Raw genomic sequence first — 15,939 nt, 5'->3', positions numbered from 1 at the left:
GGGTCGCGGGCGGTCGCGCGACTGGCCCGGCTGGGGAGTCGCTGTCTCGGAGCATTTTCAACTCTGCGGCAATGCATCGATGGATCGCAGAATGCTTCGCGTGATCTCGACACGCTTTGGGAGATCGCCCAATCTGTTCGGTGTATCAATATTCAGGGCAAAGAATACCGGCCCGGTCGGCCATTCAATCCAACCGACCCACCAGCCGACCTTGCCACTCCATCCTGTTTTCGCACGAAGGATCCAGTCCTTGCCAGCCTCGTTGATCATCACGTCCTTGACCAGCCGCTGATGATCGATACGAAAAGGCAATTCATTGCGATAGAGCGAGCGCAAGAATGAAATCTGCTCGTGGGCCGAGATGGCCAAGTCTCCCTCGACCCAAAAGGGCGATTCGCCTGTGGCGACTGCGTTTCCGTACTTGATTCGTTGCAGATAGGCCGTCTCGCGCTTTGTGCCGATCTGCTTGGCAAATCGCTCGTACACCCAGACAGTGGAGTTGCGCATCGCGGAGCGCAGATCCTGATCTGCATTCCAGGCCTCGGGAGAGCGCTTGATACCGTCCCAGGGAATCTGCTGGAACTCGTCGTGCAGTACGCCGGCATCCAGGGCGAACAGGCTGTGGGGAACCTTGAAGGTGGACGCGGGCGTGTAGCGACGCGCGGCGCGCTCTGCGTCATGCACAAACCTAGCCTCGCGTCCACGGCGGGCATCGACCACAACAATGGTGCCTCGAGAGTTGGCTTCGGAGAAGAATCTGGACCAATCGGCCCGGTCCTGAATGTTCGTGGCAGCGAGCGCCTCGTACGCAAAGAAGACGGGCAAGGCGGAGAGGATGAGATTTCGTCGGTTCATGGTCTGATTTCAGAAGGCACCTTCACCCTCAACCCGAGGCGTTCGAACAGGCGTCGATCTCCGTCTGCTTGCGGGTTGCCAGTCGTCAGCAACCTGTCGCCATAGAAGATCGAATTGGCGCCGGCGGCAAAGCAAAGCGCCTGCAGCGCCTCATCCATCTGCTGGCGTCCGGCGGAGAGTCGAACCATGGCGCGCGGCATCGTGATGCGCGCGACGGCAATCGTACGGACGAACTCGAACGGATCGATCGGCGCCGTATCCGCCAGTGGCGTGCCCTTCACGGCGACCAGATTGTTGATGGGCACGGACTCGGGATAGGGAGCGAGGTTGGCCAGTTGCGCAATCAGCCCGGCGCGTTGTGTGCGGCTTTCGCCCATGCCAATGATGCCGCCGCAGCAGACGTTGATGCCTGCCTTGCGCACCTGGTCCAGGGTTTCAAGCCGATCACGGTAGGTGCGAGTTCCGATGATGTTGCCGTAGAAATCCGGTGCGCTGTCCAGATTGTGGTTGTAGTAATCCAGCCCAGCTTCCTTCAGGGCGCGAGCCTGCTCGGCCTCGAGCATTCCCAAGGTCATGCAGGTCTCCAGGCCGAGCGCGCGGACTTCGCGAACCATGTCGATGACCTTTTCCATGTCGCGCTCCTTCGGGCTGCGCCACGCCGCTCCCATGCAAAAGCGCGTTGCGCCCTGGGCCTTGGCCGCTTGCGCGGCCTCGACCACCTCCTCCAGTGGCATCAGCTTGGTGGCCTGCACCCCGGCCTCGAAATGAGCCGACTGGGAGCAGTAGCCACAGTCCTCGGAACAGCCGCCCGTCTTGATCGACAGCAAGGTCGACAACTGCACTTCGTTCGCATCGAAGTGCTCGCGGTGAACCGTTTGTGCGCGAAACAACAGGTCCATGAATGGCAACTCGTACAGCGCCTCGACCTCGGCATCGGGCCAGCGCCGCGAGGCAGATGGAGCAAACGCCGAAACGGCTGGGCGGGTCGCGGACGCACGCAGTGTCTCCACAGAAACGGTGGATGAAGTAGTCATGAAGTTGCTTACGGAGTAATCATTGAAATGGAGGATGTCAGGAGGACTCGCAAGATGGAGCCATCCAGATGAGCAGCCACGGCGGGCGCATCCGGTTGCGCCAGCCGCGGCACGACGCCAAGGCAAGGCGCGCCATGCAGGCGACAGAGCCAGCCACGCAAGGTGGACACATTCTCGTCACTCCAGGGCATGTCGGATGCGACGCAGTTTCCGATCCATCCCGCCAGCCGCAGACCGCGCGATCGAATGGCCTGCGCCGTGAGCAGCGCGTGGTTGATGCAGCCCAGGCGCAGGCCGACCACCAGCACCACGGGCATTGCGAGATCGACGGCGAGGTCCGATGTGTCCCAATCGGCTCCCAACGGAACGCAGAACCCGCCCACCCCTTCGACGACCAGCACGTCAGCGCGTTCGGCCAATGCTCGCGAGGCGCGCAGTATCGCGCCGCGATCGATGGCACGGCCTTCGAGAGCCGCGGCGATATGAGGCGCACAGGCTGCATCCAGTTGAAGCGTGCCGACCTCAGCGTCTGTCAGCGCCAGTGAGCCTGCCGCCCGCAGGGACCGCACGTCTTCATTGATCCGCTCACCGTCGATCAATCCGGTGCCTGCAGCCACAGGCTTGAGGCCTGCGCTTCGGCAACCCGCCTGCGCGAACAAGTGCAACAGGGCTGCGCTGACACACGTCTTGCCTATTTCGGTGTCGGTGCCGGTGACGAAGAAACCGTGCGACGGTACAGTCCGGTTCACGGAGTCGGCTCCGAGGGTTCTCTTGCAGCGTGCGTCAATCCGTCGACCAGGCGCTGCACGTCCCGGGCGGTATGGGAGGCGCTGAGGGTGATGCGCAATCGTGACGTTCCCACTGGCACAGTCGGTGGACGGATGGCCGGGACAAGTATGCCGCGGGCCTCCAGCGCGGTCGCCAGCGCGAGTGCCGTCTCGTTCGCACCGACGATCAGAGGCTGGATCGCGGTTTCAGATGCAGGCAATACCCAACCAAGTCCAGGGTTTGCGTCGACCAGGCACTGCAGTTGGGCGCGTAGCAGCCGACCCAGCCGCTGAAGGCTCGCACGCCGCTCATCGCCTTCCTCGCTACCCACGAGCCTCAAACTCACCCGCAAGGCATGTGCAAGCGCTGGTGGCGATGCTGTGGTGTAGATGTAGGGCCGCGCGGTCTGCACCAGCCAGTCGATCACACTCGGATGTGCGGCGACGAAGGCTCCACCCACGCCTGCGGCTTTTCCAAGCGTACCCATGTAGATCAAGCGCTCGCTGCAAAGGCCGAAGTGCCCCAAACTTCCCTGTCCATGAGGCCCGAGCACACCAAAGCCATGGGCGTCGTCCACGACCAGCCAGGCGTCGAAGCGCTCGCAGAGTTCGAGCAGGCCGGGCAGATCGGCCAGATCGCCGTCCATGCTGAACACGGCGTCGGTCACGATCAGCTTGATCGGTGACGCCGCGCGCCGAAGCAGGTCCTCGAGCATCACGATGTCGCGATGCGGGTAGCGCTGAACTTGCGCCTTGGCAAGCCGCGCCCCATCGATGATCGAGGCGTGATTGAAGTCATCGGAAAAGATCGTGGCGTTGGCATCCCCCAGCGCCGTGAGCAAAGCCATATTGGCCATGTAGCCCGTGCAGAACCCGAGCGCCTTCGCGCCTGGAATACACGTCGCCATCCAGGCCGCCAGATCGTCCTCGAACTCGGCGTGGGCGCGCGAGTGCCCGCTGATGAGGTGCGACGCGCCGCTGCCCGCGCCGTAGCGCTGCGCACCCTCGACCAGCGCCTCGATCAAGGCTGGATGGTTGGCCAAACCCAGGTAGTCGTTGCTGCAAAACGAGACCGGGTCGCACCCAGGCAGGCCGAGATGCGAGAAGCGTTGACGTGGCGTGCAAGGCGATTCGGCGACTCGGCGCGACCGGCGCAGACCTCGCGCCTCGCGCTCAAGCAGTTCGCGGTTCAAGTGATGGATCAGGTACATCGGCAGTGGACTGGTTCAGGACTTCATGGAGCGTTTTCAGCAGCCGCTCCGCAAGCCATTCGGAAATCGTGCTGTCCAGCACATAGGGCGGAAGCAAGTAGACGGAGCGGCCGATTGGACGAATCAGCAACTCGTTGGCCCGCCCCGCAAGATGGAAGCGCTCGGCAAAGCGCGCGCCTGCGTGCTCTGGCCGGACGTCGAACGCCCAAATCATGCCGCGTTGGCGCAGGTGCTCGATGCGCGGATCGATGGCCAACGGTGCGAGCGACTTGGAGAAGTTTTCCGCCTCCATGCGATTGCGCCGAAGTACATCGTCATTTTCGAATCGGTCGAGCACAGCCAACGCAGCGCGGCACGCGAGTGCATTGCCCGAGTACGAGTGCGAATGGAGAAATCCGCGCGCCACGTCGTCGTCCAGGAAGGCCTCGTAGATCTCGTGGCGTGACAGGACGAGCGAGAGCGGAAGATAGCCTCCGCTGATGCCTTTGGACAAGCAGATCAGATCGGGCCATATCCGAAGTTGGCCCGGCGCCGCCGCCTGCTCGAAGGCAAAGAAAGTGCCGGTGCGACCGCATCCCACCGCAATCTCGTCCGCGATCAAGTGAACCTCGAAACGATCGCACAGCGCGCGTACGGTGGCGAGGTACGTCGGATCATGCATGGCCATGCCGGCTGCGGCCTGTACCAAGGGCTCAAGAATGACGGCGGCGATCTGTTCGTGGCGCGCCTCCAGGAGGACTCGCAATTCGTTGGCCGCGCGCGCGGCCACCTGGACTGCGGTTTCGCACGGTCCGGCCTGCCGCGCGTCGGGCGACATGACCTGGTGGGCGGGCATGAGCAGCGAATCGTACGCATTCCGAAACACGGCCACGTCGGTGACGGCCAAGGCGCCCAAGGTCTCCCCGTGATAGCCATGTCGCAGACATACGAACTCGCGCTTGGAGCCGCGGCCGCGGTTGCGCCAGAAGTGAAAGCTCATCTTGAGCGCGATCTCCACTGCCGAGGCGCCGTCGCTCGCGAAGAAGCAGTGGCCCAACTCACCGTCGGTCAAGTCGGAAAGTCGCTCGGCGAGTTCGACAGCCGGACGATGGGTGCAGCCCGCCAGCATCACATGCGGCAGTCGATCGAGCTGATCCTTGATGGCGGCATTGATGCCGGCGTCGGCGTGGCCGAAGAGGTTGACCCACCAGGAACTGGTCGCATCGAAGTAGCGGCGCCCGGCCTGGTCATACAGCCATGCTCCCTCGCCGCGCACGATGCCGAGTGGGGGCATCGCCTCGGCACGCTTCATTTGCGTGCAAGGGTGCCAGATCGCACGGGTGCTGCGCCGCGCAAAGTCAGGGGAGATGGACGGGAGCTCCGGAATGTTCATGGTCGTCTCCCGTCGGCAAATGCGCCGTGCGTCGCCCGCCGTGATACTCGGGCGACCCTGCCGAGGGATGGATGTCCGGCGAGGACGACATGAGGCACTCCCTTTAGTCGCGCCGCAGACTGTACGAAGGCGCACGCCGCGGTGCCTAGCAGCGTCGTCTCGTTTCCCTCAAGAAACTTCTTGCGGCGCGATCGATAGGGACTTCTTCAGGGGCGTCGTGCCGGCGAAGGCCCGGCTGGTGCTTGTACGGCCGCCGGCGGAGGTACCGGAGGCGGCGACCGTGGGCTCTCCTGTGCCCTGTAGACACTGATCTCGCCCGACAGTTGCCCGCCCTCTTCGACAACGAGCCGGCTGTAGCGAACCTTGCCCGTGACCTTCCCGGTCGCATGAATCACGAGGACTTGCCGCACCGTGAGGCTGCCATCGAACTGGCCGTGGATCGTCACGAGATCGAACTGGGCCGAGCCCTTGAAGACGCCTTGCTCGGCGATCTTCATCACGCGGGCATCCATCGATGCCTCGACCATCCCCTCGACCTCGAGCGTGTCGCAGTCGGTGATCTCGACGCCCTTGAGCTTGATGTTCGGGCCGACGATGAGCTTGCTGCCACCTTCCATGGCCGCCGCCAGTGTCGCGTTGGCCACCTGCGCCGCCGAGGGATTGAAGTCCATGTGGGGTTCCGCTTCGGCGCTCGGGCGAGCGATACCGGAATCCGCTTCGGCATCGCGTGCGCGTTTGCCAAAGAAAGGCGACTGTGTGCTCATGACGTGTCTCCTTCAGAGTGCGCCCATCGTAGGCATGCAGGCCACAATGCCCACCCATGCAAACCCTCTCGCTGCGCCAGATCGCCCTGCTCGTTCCACTCACGCTGGTCTGGGGCCTCAACTGGCCGGTGATGAAACTGGGCGTGGCCGACTATCCGCCGTTGGCCTTTCGCACCCTCTCGCTGTGGCTCGGCCTGCCCGTCCTCGGTCTGGCGCTGGTGGTGATGAAGACGCCATTCCGGGTGCCGCGGCGCCATTGGCCTGAATTGCTCTGGCTCGCGGCCACCAACATGTTCGTGTGGCACGCATGCATCATCCTGGCGGTGAAGGCACTGTCCAGCGGCCGTGCGGCGATCCTGGGCTACACGATGCCGGTGTTCTCGGCCGTGATCGGCGCGGTGCTCTTCTCGGCAATGCTCACGCGTCGCGGCTGGCTGGGCGTGAGCTCATGCGCGCTCGGCGTGGGGCTGCTGCTGTGGCACGAGTTCACCCATCTCGCAGGGCGCCCCGGCTTCGTCGCGCTGGCCTTGGTGGCCGCCGCCACCTGGGCACTGGGCACGCAGTTGCTGCGCCGCACGCGCATCCCGTTGCCCACGCTCACGCTCTCGTTCTGGATGACGGCGCTCACCGCCGTGGTGATGACCTTGCTCTCGCTGGTATTCGAGCGCTCGCAATGGCAGCCCCCCGGCCAAGCCGCCTGGGCCGCGATCGCCTACAACGCCGTGCTGATCTTCGGCTTTGCGCACGCGGCCTGGTTCTATCTCGCACGCGGACTGCCGCCGGTCGCCTCCACCCTGAGCGTCATGCTGATCCCGGTGCTCGGCGTGTTCAGCGGAGCGCTGTGGCTGGGCGAGACGGTGTACTGGCAGGACTGGACCGCCGTCGTGCTCATGATGGTGGCCATCGCCTCGGTACTGTGGCCGGTGCGCGCCGATCGTCCGGAGATCAAGGAACAGGAAATCAACGCAGACTCCCGTAGATCCTTGCGCCCACGGGAGCACTGACGCGTTCGGTCCCCGGTTGCGGAACGCGCCCTTCGCAGGCACGATATTGCTGCAACGCGGACCCACGCTTGCACCCGCCTGCCGGGGTTGCGGCGCCATTGCCGAGCTGCAGGATCAATGCAACGCGCCGCCGATGTTCTTCCTCTGGCCCGACTTCCTCTGGCTCCTGCCAGGCTTGCTGCTATTGCCGGCGGCGTATGTCTGGCTGCTGCGCCGTCGAAGCAAGACGGCCTTGCGCTATAGCAGCCTTGGCGTCGTCCGCGCGGCCGCTGGCCACGCCTGGCGGCGTCACCTGCCTCCGGCGTTGTTCCTGCTGGCCTGCTCGGGGTTGTTGATTGCGGCCGCTCGCCCCGTGGCGCGAGTGCCTCTGCCCTGGGCACGGTCCTCGATCATGCTGGCCATCGACGTGTCGCTCAGCATGCGCGTCACGGACGTGAAACCGAGCCGGATCGTGGCCGCGCAGGATGCGGCAAAGTCATTTCTGCGCGAGCTGCCCAAGAACATTGAAGTCGGGCTCGTCACATTTGCCGGCAGCAGCCATGTCGCCCAACGCGCGACGCTGGATCGCGATTCCCTTGTTGCAAGCATCGATGCCTTCCAGATGCAGATGGGGACTGCGGTGGGCAATGCGATCGTGCTGTGTCTGGCTGAGCTGTTTCCGGAGCAGGGCATTGAGCTCGGCGACATGACGTTCGGCAGCATGCGCATCGGGCGCAGCCTGGACGAGAAAGCCAAGGCGCCGCCGAAGCAGATCACGCCGGTGGCGCCGGGGTCTTACGACTCGGCCGCGATCATTTTGCTGAGCGATGGTCGTCGCACCACCGGCGTCGATACCCTGGAAGCAGCGAAGATGGCGGCCGATCGTGGCGTTCGCATCTACGTGATCGGGCTGGGGACAGTGGCTGGCGACGCTGCCACGCCAGAGGGCATGGCCATCTACATGCAGCTGGACGAACCGACCCTGCGCGAAGTGGCGCGCATGACCGGCGGCGAGTACCACCATGCGGGCACGGCAGAGATGCTGCGCGGCGTCTATCAAAACCTGGGCTCGCGTCTGCAGGTGCTGACGCGGGAAACCGAGCTCACCGGCGTTCTGGCGCTGATTTCCGCCCTGATTGCGACAGCGGCAGCCACGCTGTCGCTGCTCTGGTTCGGGCGCATCGCCTGAGCGAAGCACTGCTTTCCGCGTTACGGCAGAGCGATCTCGCGCATGAGGTCGCTGCGCACCCACGTGAACGCTCCGGACTGGAGGTTGTTCGCTTGCCAGCGGCGGAATTCGGGATCGGCCGACAACGGGTCCGTGACCTTGGCGTATTCCATCGCGTTCTCGAACTGCACGGTCAGAACATAGCTGCCCAGTTCGCCTGATGCCACGCTCCAAAACCGCGGGCTGGGCGCGCCATGCTTCTTCCAGAGTGCCGCGCCCGCCTTCAACGATTCGATGACGGTCCCGAGATCGGCTCCGGGGTTGGGTCGCAGGACATATCGCGCTTCGTAGGCCATGGAAGTCTCCTTCGTCGCAGCAAGCAAGAGCCGACATTGAAGCACTTGAACGCTTGCGGGGCAATCGGAAGCCGGCGCGGGCTTCGACCTGCGCCGCTCACTCCTGGCAAAGCGGCGGCACAGGTCGTCGCACCGCCTCAGGCCACCGGCCCGACGAACGAAATCAGCCGCCCCATCCGGGCGATGAAGTTCGACGTGATGATGAACTGCGGCTTGTCGCGCTTCACATAGGGGGCGATATCCGGCGGCACATCGGCCGGGTACGGAGAGGTGTCGTACACATCACCCACGTGGCGGCTGCGATAGGCCGTGCCGGTGTACGGCGTCGCCGGGCCGTCGCCGCGATACGGGTTCACGATCTCGGGCACCGGCGCGGTCCAGTACTTGCCGTCCACCAGCGCGGAGATGATCGTCTGCACTTCGGATTCGGGCACCACCGGCGTCTTCATCACGGCGCCTTCGAACAGGTCCGGGAAATCCACTTCGCGAATCGCGGCGAAGTACTTCGGCAGGGCGCGGGCCGTGGTGGCTCTCAGCGGGGACTTCGCAACCATGGCATCGATCTGCGCCTGCGTCATCGCATTGAAATCGTCCAGGCGCTTTTGCAGCGCGGCGGGATCGACCGAGCGGCCCGACGAGTAGTGGCTGATGGTGTTGGTGATGTCCTTGTCGAAGAAGTACGCGCCGTTATTGATGTTGGAGCCGTAGCGGTGGATGTAGAGCGGCTCGTTCGTGTCCAGCTCGATAAAGGTCGCGACGTTGCGGCCGGCGAGCAGCGGGTTGAGGGTCGAGACGTTGGCGGGAAGCTGGATCGAGGGGGACTTCAGCCAGTCGATCGCCTTCTGCAGCTGCGACAGGTACTTCTTGTCGCCGGTCAGCTGGAAGTAGCCCAGGAGCTGCTGAATGTTGGTCTGCGTAGTGTGCGTGGCCAGCGAACGCGGCTCGTAGGAGCGCGCGCCTGCCGGAGCGCCGGCCGGGCGGCCACTGGTATCGCGCGACAGGTGCTGAAGGCTCCAGCCCGACTGCAGGGGCTGCGTCGGCGAGGTCCACTGCATCCGCTGCATGCAATCCATGGCCCGCGTGATGTTCGCCACCAGGTCCGTGCGGCCCAGCGCCATCACGCACAGGGTCAGGAACTTGATGTTCTCGCCCATGACGTCATCGTTGAAGGTCACGTGCAGCGTGTAGTCGCTGTCTTCCATGCCCGCACGCGCACCCGCAGGCAACTGCGTGGGGTTGGGCAAAGGCATGGAGCTGACCGCGTTCGGGTTGTGCGGAAAGCGCTGCGGCCAGCCGCCGTCGGCCACGCCGAACTGCGGACCGAACTGCGCTTCGGTGATGAACTTGATGGCGTTGTTGGTGGCGGCCTGGTAGACCGGGTCCTTCTTCTCCAGGTACATGCGCAGCATCAGCTGCGAGGCGACTGCGGTGGTGGCGTCGTCGAAGGTCGCGTTGCCGTAATAGTGCTGGAACTCTTCCAGGCGCCAGCCGTTCTTGCCCACGGTGTCATACCAGTGCTTCAGCGACTCCTCGCCGGCGAAGTCATAGATGTAGTTCCAGCCGCCCGAACTGTGCTGAGCGGAGGCGACCGCCTTGGCGGTGCGGTCGGCCGCCTGGTAGAAGCGCTCGTCACCGGTCGCGTGGTAGGCGTCGAGATAGATGTGGCCGATGGAGGAGGTGCCCGGCGGCTGCAGCCAGAGCATGGTGCGTTTGGCTTCCATCTCGCCGAAAGTCTGCGTGAGGTCAGGTGAATACGACCACACGTAGCCGCCCTTGTAGGAGACGACTTCGTCCATGTAGCTCGTGGCGCTCTTGAGCGCCACCAGGGCGGGGGCCTGGGGACCCGGTGCCGGGGCAGGCGCGGGCGCGGGCGCAGGAGCGGCAGCAGGGGGGAGGAAGACGGGGTTGTCGCTGCCGCCGCCGCAGGCGACCAGCGCGACGGGGGACAGGACCGAAAGAGCGAACTGTCTGCGCTTCATGGGCAATCCTTTTCTGGTTGAGTGTCTGAAAATCACCGGCACAGTCATCAGATGTCGTACAACATCAGTTGTCTTACGGCTGTGGGGCGGCGATTATTGAAGACGCCTTCCCAGAGGGTCAAGTCCATCAATTGGCAAACACGGGTAACCCCGGGGGTCGACCCTGTTGTATGACAACGTATGAATTACATGGAGCAGTCGTCAGAACGGCGAAGGGCCGCCGGGCGACCGCCCTACCCCAGAACGTCGTTCACCTGCTCGTTGAACTCCGCCTGGCTGAGCGCCGCGCCGAGTTCGCGCGGCAGCGCGTCGCGCACCGAGAACACGCCCAGGATCTTCTTGCCCGACAGCAGCGGCAGATGCCGGAAGCCGCGCTCCAGCATCAGCACGATGGCGTCCGATACCGGCGTTTCCGGCGGCACGCAGATCGGGTTGGGCGTCATGACCTCGCGCGTCGTCGTGTGCTCGGGATCGAGGCCGCGCGCGAGCACGCGAGTCATCAGGTCACGCTCGGTCAGGATGCCCAGCAGGATGTCCGGCGGTTCCATGATGAGCACGCTGCCGCAGTTGGCGCGCGTCATCACGCACGCGGCATCGCGCACGCTGGCCTGCGGGCCCAGGCTGGTCACATGCTTGCGCGAGATCGACTGGAAAACAGTGCGTTCGGCCATGGTCCGTCCCCCGAAGAATCGGCAATGGTGCGCTTTGCCCGCCCTCAGCGCAAGGCGTCGTTGAGCCGCTCCAGGGCCTTGGCGCCGGGGCACAGCTGCGCGGGACTCAGCGTATTGAGCGGCCGGTCGCTGGTGTTGAGCGCCGTGTGCAGGTCGGTCGCCAGCGGGTCGACGTAGAGCAGTCCGGTCACCACCTCGCCCATTTCCTGGTGCCGCTGCATGTGGGCCATGGCGGCGTAGCGGTCGCCGGGGTTGTAGTCATGGTGCAGGCTGCGCAGCCGCAGCAGGGTGCCGTCGTGCTGGCGCACGTCCAGCACTTCGCCCGGCGCCATGTCCACCGCGATTTCCTCGCGCCCGCTGATGAAGTCGATGCGGCTGACCGCCTCGTTGTGCTCGCGCACGTAGTCGTAGCTCTTGGTGCTGCCGGGGTGGTTGTTGAACGCGACGCAGGGGCTGATCACGTCGATGAAGGCGGAGCCGCCGTGGCTGATCGCGCCTTTGATGAGCGGCACCAACTGCGCCTTGTTGCCTGAGAAGCCGCGCCCGACGTAGCTCGCGCCGAGCTGCAGCGCCATCGCCACGAGATCGACGGGGCTGTCGGTGTTGACGACGCCCTTCTTGCTCTTGGAGCCTTGGTCGGCAGTGGCGGAGAACTGGCCCTTGGTCAGCCCATAGACGCCATTGTTCTCGACGATGTAGGCCATGCGCACGCCGCGCCGCATGGCGTGGGCGAACTGGCCCAGGCCGATGGAAGCCGAATCGCCATCGCCCGAGACGCCGAGATACAGCAGGTCGCGGTTGGCGAGGTTCGCGCCGGTCAGCACGCTGGGCATGCGGCCATGCACGGTGTTGAAGCCGTGCGAGGCGCCGAGGAAGTAGTCCGGCGTCTTGGAGCTGCAACCGATGCCCGAGAGCTTGGCGACGCGGTGCGGCTCGATGTCCAGCTCCCAGCAGGCCTCGATGATGGCGGCGGAGATGGAGTCGTGGCCGCAGCCGGCGCACAGCGTGGAGATCTTGCCCTCGTAGTCGCGACGCGTGTAGCCGACCTTGTTGGTGGCCAGGGTCGGATGGCGCAGCCGGGGCTTCGCGAGATAGGTCATGCGGGTTCCTTGGTCTCGATGACGCGGTTGATGGCGTCGGCGATGAAGCGTGCCGTGATGGGGGTGCCGTCGAAATGCAGCACCGGCACCAGCCGGGCCGGATCGATGCCCAGCTCGTTGACGAGCAGGCTGCGCATCTGGGCGTCGCGGTTCTGCTCGACCACGAACACCTGCGTGTGCTGCGCCAGGAACCGCACCACGCTGTCCGGGAACGGAAAGGCGCGCAGCCGCAGCGCGTCGAGATGGATGCCACTCTCTTCCAGCGCCTCCAGCGCCTCGTGCATGGACGGGCTGGTCGATCCGAAATAGATCACGCCAAGGTCGGTCTTCTCGGCAGCGAGCCGCAACACCGGCTGCGGCACCAGCGTGGCCGCGGTCGCGAACTTCTTCAGCAGCCGCTCCATGTTGTAGATGTAGTCGGGGCCGCGCTCCGAATAGCGGGCATAGGCGTCGCGCGTGGTGCCGCGCGTGAAGAAACTGCCCTTGGTCGGATGCGTGCCCGGCAGCGTGCGCCAGGGGATGCCGTCGCCGTCGACGTCCTTGTATCGGCCGAAGTCGCGGCCGGCCTCCAGTTCCTCGGCGGTCATGACCTTGCCTCGATCGTAGACATTGCCATCGTCCCACGCGAAGGGCTTGCACAGACGCTGGTTCATGCCGATGTCGAGGTCGGTCATCAGGAACACCGGCGTCTGCAAGCGATCGGCCAGATCCAGCGCCGCCGCTGCGTGCTCGAAGCATTCGTACGGGTCTTCGGGGAAGAGCAGCACGTGCTTGGTGTCGCCGTGCGAGGCGTAGGCACAGGAGAGGATGTCGGCCTGCTGCGTGCGCGTCGGCATGCCTGTGGACGGCCCGCCGCGCTGCACGTTGACGAGCGTGACGGGGATCTCCGCGAAGTAGGCCAGCCCGATGAACTCGCTCATCAGCGAGATGCCCGGCCCCGAAGTCGGCGTGAAGGCGCGTGCGCCGTTCCACCCTGCCCCGACCACCATGCCGATCGAGGCGAGTTCGTCTTCGGCCTGCACGATGGCGAAGCGGTTCTGGCCGGTGGACGGGTCGACCCGGAACTTCGCGCAGTACCGCTGGAAGGCCTCCGCGACAGACGAAGACGGCGTGATCGGGTACCAGGCCGCGACCGTCGCGCCGCCGTACACACACCCCAGCGCGACGGCGCTGTTGCCATCGACGAAGATCCTGTCGCCGACCCTGTTGGCGCGCCGCACCCGCAGGCCCACCGGCTCACGCAGGTTCTCACGGGCGAAGTCGCACCCCAGGTTCAGCGCCTGCACATTGGAAGCCAGCAGCTTCTCCTTGCCCTTGTACTGCTCGCCGAAGAGCTTCTCGACCACTTCCGGCTCGATGCCCAACAAGATCGCCAGCGCGCCCACGTAGACGATGTTCTTGAAGAGCTGCCGCTGGCGCGGGTCGTGATAGACCGCGTTGCAGATCTCGGTCAGCGGCATGCCGATGACGCGGATGTCGTCGCGGAACTTCGACGGCGGCAGCGGCCGCGTGCTGTCGTAGAACAGGTAGCCGCCAGGCTCCAGCTCGGCCACGTCGGCATCCCAGGTCTGCGGGTTCATCGCGACCATCATGTCGGTGCCGCCGCGCCGGCCCAGGTGGCCCTTCTCGGTCACGCGCACCTCGTACCAGGTCGGCAAGCCCTGGATGTTGCTCGGGAAGATGTTGCGCGGGCTCACTGGCACGCCCATGCGCAGGATCGCCTTGGCGAACAGCTCGTTGGCCGAGGCCGAACCCGAGCCGTTGACGTTGGCGAACTTGATGACGAAATCGTTGACCGCTTCGATTCGCGGAGCCGCACTCATGCCGGCACCTCCTCTTCAATGCGCGTGGCCCCTGCCGGCGTCATCTTCAGCAGGAACTTCTGCATGTCCCAGGCTCCCGTCGGGCAGCGCTCGGCGCACAGGCCGCAGTGCAGGCAGACGTCCTCGTCCTTGACCATCACGCGGCCGGTCTTGAGGCCGCCGGACACGTACAGGTCTTGCGCCAGATTGAGCGCCGGCGCCTTCAATCGTCCGCGCAGCTCCGCTTCGTTGCCGTTGTCGGTAAAGGTGATGCAGTCCATCGGGCAGATGTCCACGCACGCGTCGCATTCGATGCAGGCGGTCTCGGTGAACACGGTCTGCACATCGCAGTTCAGGCAGCGCTCGGCTTCCTTGAAGGCGGTGGCGGCATCGAAGCCCAGTTCGACTTCCACGCGGATGCTGGCCAGCGCCTTCTCGGCCTTGGCCCAGGGCACCTTGTAGCGCAGATCGTTGGAGGTGTCGTTGTCGTAGCTCCACTCGTGGATGCCCATCTTCTGCGACACCAGGTTGGTCATCGGCGGAGGACGGACATGGACCGGCTCGTCATTCAGCAACTGGTCGATGGAGACAGCGGCCTCGTGCCCATGGGCCACGGCCGTGATGATGTTCTTGGGGCCGAAGGCCGCATCGCCGCCGAAAAACACGTTGGGCACCGTGGCCTGGAAGGTGTTCTCGTCAAGCTTGGGCAAGCCCCACTTGTCGAAGTCGATGCCGCAGTCGCGCTCGATCCATGGGAAGGCGTTCTCCTGGCCCACGGCCACCAGCACTTCATCGCACTCGAAGAAGGCCTCCGGCTCACCGGTGGGCACCAGCGTACGGCGGCCCTGCGCGTCGTACTCCGCGCGGACGATCTCGAAGCGCATGCCCTTCAGCTTGCCGTCCTCGTGCACGAAGGCCTTCGGCACATGGAAGTTGATGATCGGGATGCCCTCATGCTGGGCGTCCTCCTTCTCCCAGGGCGAGGCCTTCATCTCCTCGAAGCCGCTGCGCACGATCACCTTCACGTCGGTGCCGCCGAGACGTCGCGCCGAGCGGCAGCAATCCATCGCGGTATTGCCGCCGCCCAGCACGATCACGCGCCGGCCGATGCTGGTGACGTGACCGAACGACACGGAGTTGAGCCAGTCGATGCCGATGTGGATGCTGTCAGCCGCTTCCTCCCGGCCGGGCACGTCGAGATCGCGACCGCGCGGCGCGCCGCAGCCGACGAAGATCGCGTCCCAGCCCTGCGCCATCAGCGCCTTCATCGAGTCGATGCGCTCGCCGCCGCGGAACGCCACGCCCAGGTCGAGGATGTAGCCCGTCTCCTCGTCGATCACCGACTCGGGCAGCCGGAAGCGTGGGATTTGCGTGCGGATGAAGCCACCGGCCTTGGCCTCGCCATCGAACACCGTCACTTCGTAGCCCAGCGGCGCAAGGTCGCGCGCGACGGTGAGCGAGGCCGGCCCCGCGCCCACGCAGACGATGCGCTTGCCGTTCTTCGGCGCGACCGTCGGCATGCGCGAACGCACGTCCTCCTTCATGTCGGCCGCCACGCGCTTGAGCCGACAGATCGCCACCGGCTCGGGGTCTTTCGCATTACTTTCCTCGACACGCCCGCGACGGCAGGCCGGTTCGCAAGGCCGGTCGCAGGTGCGCCCGAGGATGCCGGGGAAGACATTGGAGACCCAGTTGACCATGTACGCATCGCCGTAGCGGCGTTGCGCGATCAAGCGGATGTATTCGGGAACAGGGGTGTGCGCCGGACAGGCGTACTGGCAATCCACGACCTTGTGGAAGTAGGCCGGGTTGGCGATGTCGGTTCGCTGCAAGGCTTGTCTCCTGGCTGCTGCCCGCTGCCCCGGGGGAAGGGCAAT

Annotated in this window: 14 protein-coding genes; 2 read left to right on the top strand and 12 right to left on the bottom strand. The window is 65.1% G+C overall.

The window, feature by feature from the left end; all coding sequences use genetic code 11:
* Nucleotides 1-57 precede the first annotated feature (57 nt).
* From blaOXA to QTI24_RS12320, 6 genes are all read right to left on the bottom strand, one after another.
* A complete protein-coding gene (gene blaOXA / locus QTI24_RS12345; protein WP_286600731.1) occupies nucleotides 58-855 on the bottom strand; it encodes a class D beta-lactamase in 798 nt (265 codons plus the stop codon).
* A complete protein-coding gene (gene bioB / locus QTI24_RS12340) occupies nucleotides 852-1,889 on the bottom strand; it encodes a biotin synthase BioB (protein WP_286600729.1) in 1,038 nt (345 codons plus the stop codon). Before bioB ends, blaOXA begins: the two co-directional genes overlap by 4 nt.
* Nucleotides 1,890-1,897: 8 nt before the next feature.
* Nucleotides 1,898-2,638, bottom strand: coding sequence for a dethiobiotin synthase (gene bioD / locus QTI24_RS12335; protein WP_286600727.1), 741 nt, complete (start codon nucleotides 2,636-2,638; stop codon nucleotides 1,898-1,900).
* Nucleotides 2,635-3,867 (bottom strand): 8-amino-7-oxononanoate synthase, encoded by a 1,233-nt coding sequence (gene bioF, locus QTI24_RS12330; protein WP_286600726.1) that lies wholly within the window; start codon nucleotides 3,865-3,867, stop codon nucleotides 2,635-2,637. The genes bioD and bioF overlap by 4 nt, the downstream gene beginning before the upstream one ends.
* Nucleotides 3,830-5,239, bottom strand: a complete 1,410-nt coding sequence (gene bioA, locus QTI24_RS12325; RefSeq protein ID WP_286600724.1) for an adenosylmethionine--8-amino-7-oxononanoate transaminase — start codon at nucleotides 5,237-5,239, stop codon at nucleotides 3,830-3,832. Before bioA ends, bioF begins: the two co-directional genes overlap by 38 nt.
* Nucleotides 5,240-5,445: 206 nt before the next feature.
* The gene (locus tag QTI24_RS12320; protein ID WP_286600723.1) at nucleotides 5,446-6,003 is read right to left on the bottom strand and encodes a bactofilin family protein; all 558 of its coding nucleotides are present in this window, start codon (nucleotides 6,001-6,003) and stop codon (nucleotides 5,446-5,448) included.
* Between the two features lie 56 nt (nucleotides 6,004-6,059).
* Between QTI24_RS12320 and QTI24_RS12315 the strand changes: the two genes are divergently transcribed.
* Nucleotides 6,060-7,007 (top strand): DMT family transporter, encoded by a 948-nt coding sequence (locus tag QTI24_RS12315; RefSeq protein ID WP_286600722.1) that lies wholly within the window; start codon nucleotides 6,060-6,062, stop codon nucleotides 7,005-7,007.
* A 133-nt stretch (nucleotides 7,008-7,140) separates the two neighbouring features.
* Entirely contained in the window at nucleotides 7,141-8,175 is a 1,035-nt protein-coding gene (locus QTI24_RS12310) for a VWA domain-containing protein (RefSeq protein ID WP_286600721.1), read from the top strand.
* Nucleotides 8,176-8,195: 20 nt separating this feature from the next.
* Here QTI24_RS12310 and QTI24_RS12305 read toward each other — a convergent pair whose 3' ends face one another.
* The 6 genes from QTI24_RS12305 to QTI24_RS12280 form a co-directional block, all read right to left on the bottom strand.
* Entirely contained in the window at nucleotides 8,196-8,510 is a 315-nt protein-coding gene (locus QTI24_RS12305; RefSeq protein WP_286600719.1) for an NIPSNAP family protein, read from the bottom strand.
* A gap of 137 nt (nucleotides 8,511-8,647) precedes the next feature.
* Nucleotides 8,648-10,489, bottom strand: coding sequence for a pectate lyase (locus tag QTI24_RS12300; protein ID WP_286600718.1), 1,842 nt, complete (start codon nucleotides 10,487-10,489; stop codon nucleotides 8,648-8,650).
* A gap of 233 nt (nucleotides 10,490-10,722) precedes the next feature.
* Complete coding sequence (locus QTI24_RS12295; protein WP_286600716.1) at nucleotides 10,723-11,160, bottom strand: CBS domain-containing protein; 438 nt, start codon at nucleotides 11,158-11,160, stop codon at nucleotides 10,723-10,725.
* Between the two features lie 44 nt (nucleotides 11,161-11,204).
* Nucleotides 11,205-12,260 (bottom strand): 2-oxoacid:ferredoxin oxidoreductase subunit beta, encoded by a 1,056-nt coding sequence (locus QTI24_RS12290; RefSeq protein WP_286600715.1) that lies wholly within the window; start codon nucleotides 12,258-12,260, stop codon nucleotides 11,205-11,207.
* Nucleotides 12,257-14,083, bottom strand: coding sequence for a 2-oxoacid:acceptor oxidoreductase subunit alpha (locus tag QTI24_RS12285; protein WP_286600713.1), 1,827 nt, complete (start codon nucleotides 14,081-14,083; stop codon nucleotides 12,257-12,259). Before QTI24_RS12285 ends, QTI24_RS12290 begins: the two co-directional genes overlap by 4 nt.
* Nucleotides 14,080-15,894 (bottom strand): FAD-dependent oxidoreductase, encoded by a 1,815-nt coding sequence (locus QTI24_RS12280; protein ID WP_286600712.1) that lies wholly within the window; start codon nucleotides 15,892-15,894, stop codon nucleotides 14,080-14,082. Before QTI24_RS12280 ends, QTI24_RS12285 begins: the two co-directional genes overlap by 4 nt.
* Nucleotides 15,895-15,939: the final 45 nt, after the last annotated feature.

Source organism: Variovorax sp. J22P240, assembly GCF_030316855.1.
In the GTDB taxonomy this organism is placed as follows: Bacteria; Pseudomonadota; Gammaproteobacteria; order Burkholderiales; family Burkholderiaceae_C; genus Variovorax.
The sequence above is the reverse complement of the archived record's forward strand: the minus strand, read 5'-3'. Positions and strand labels throughout refer to the sequence as shown.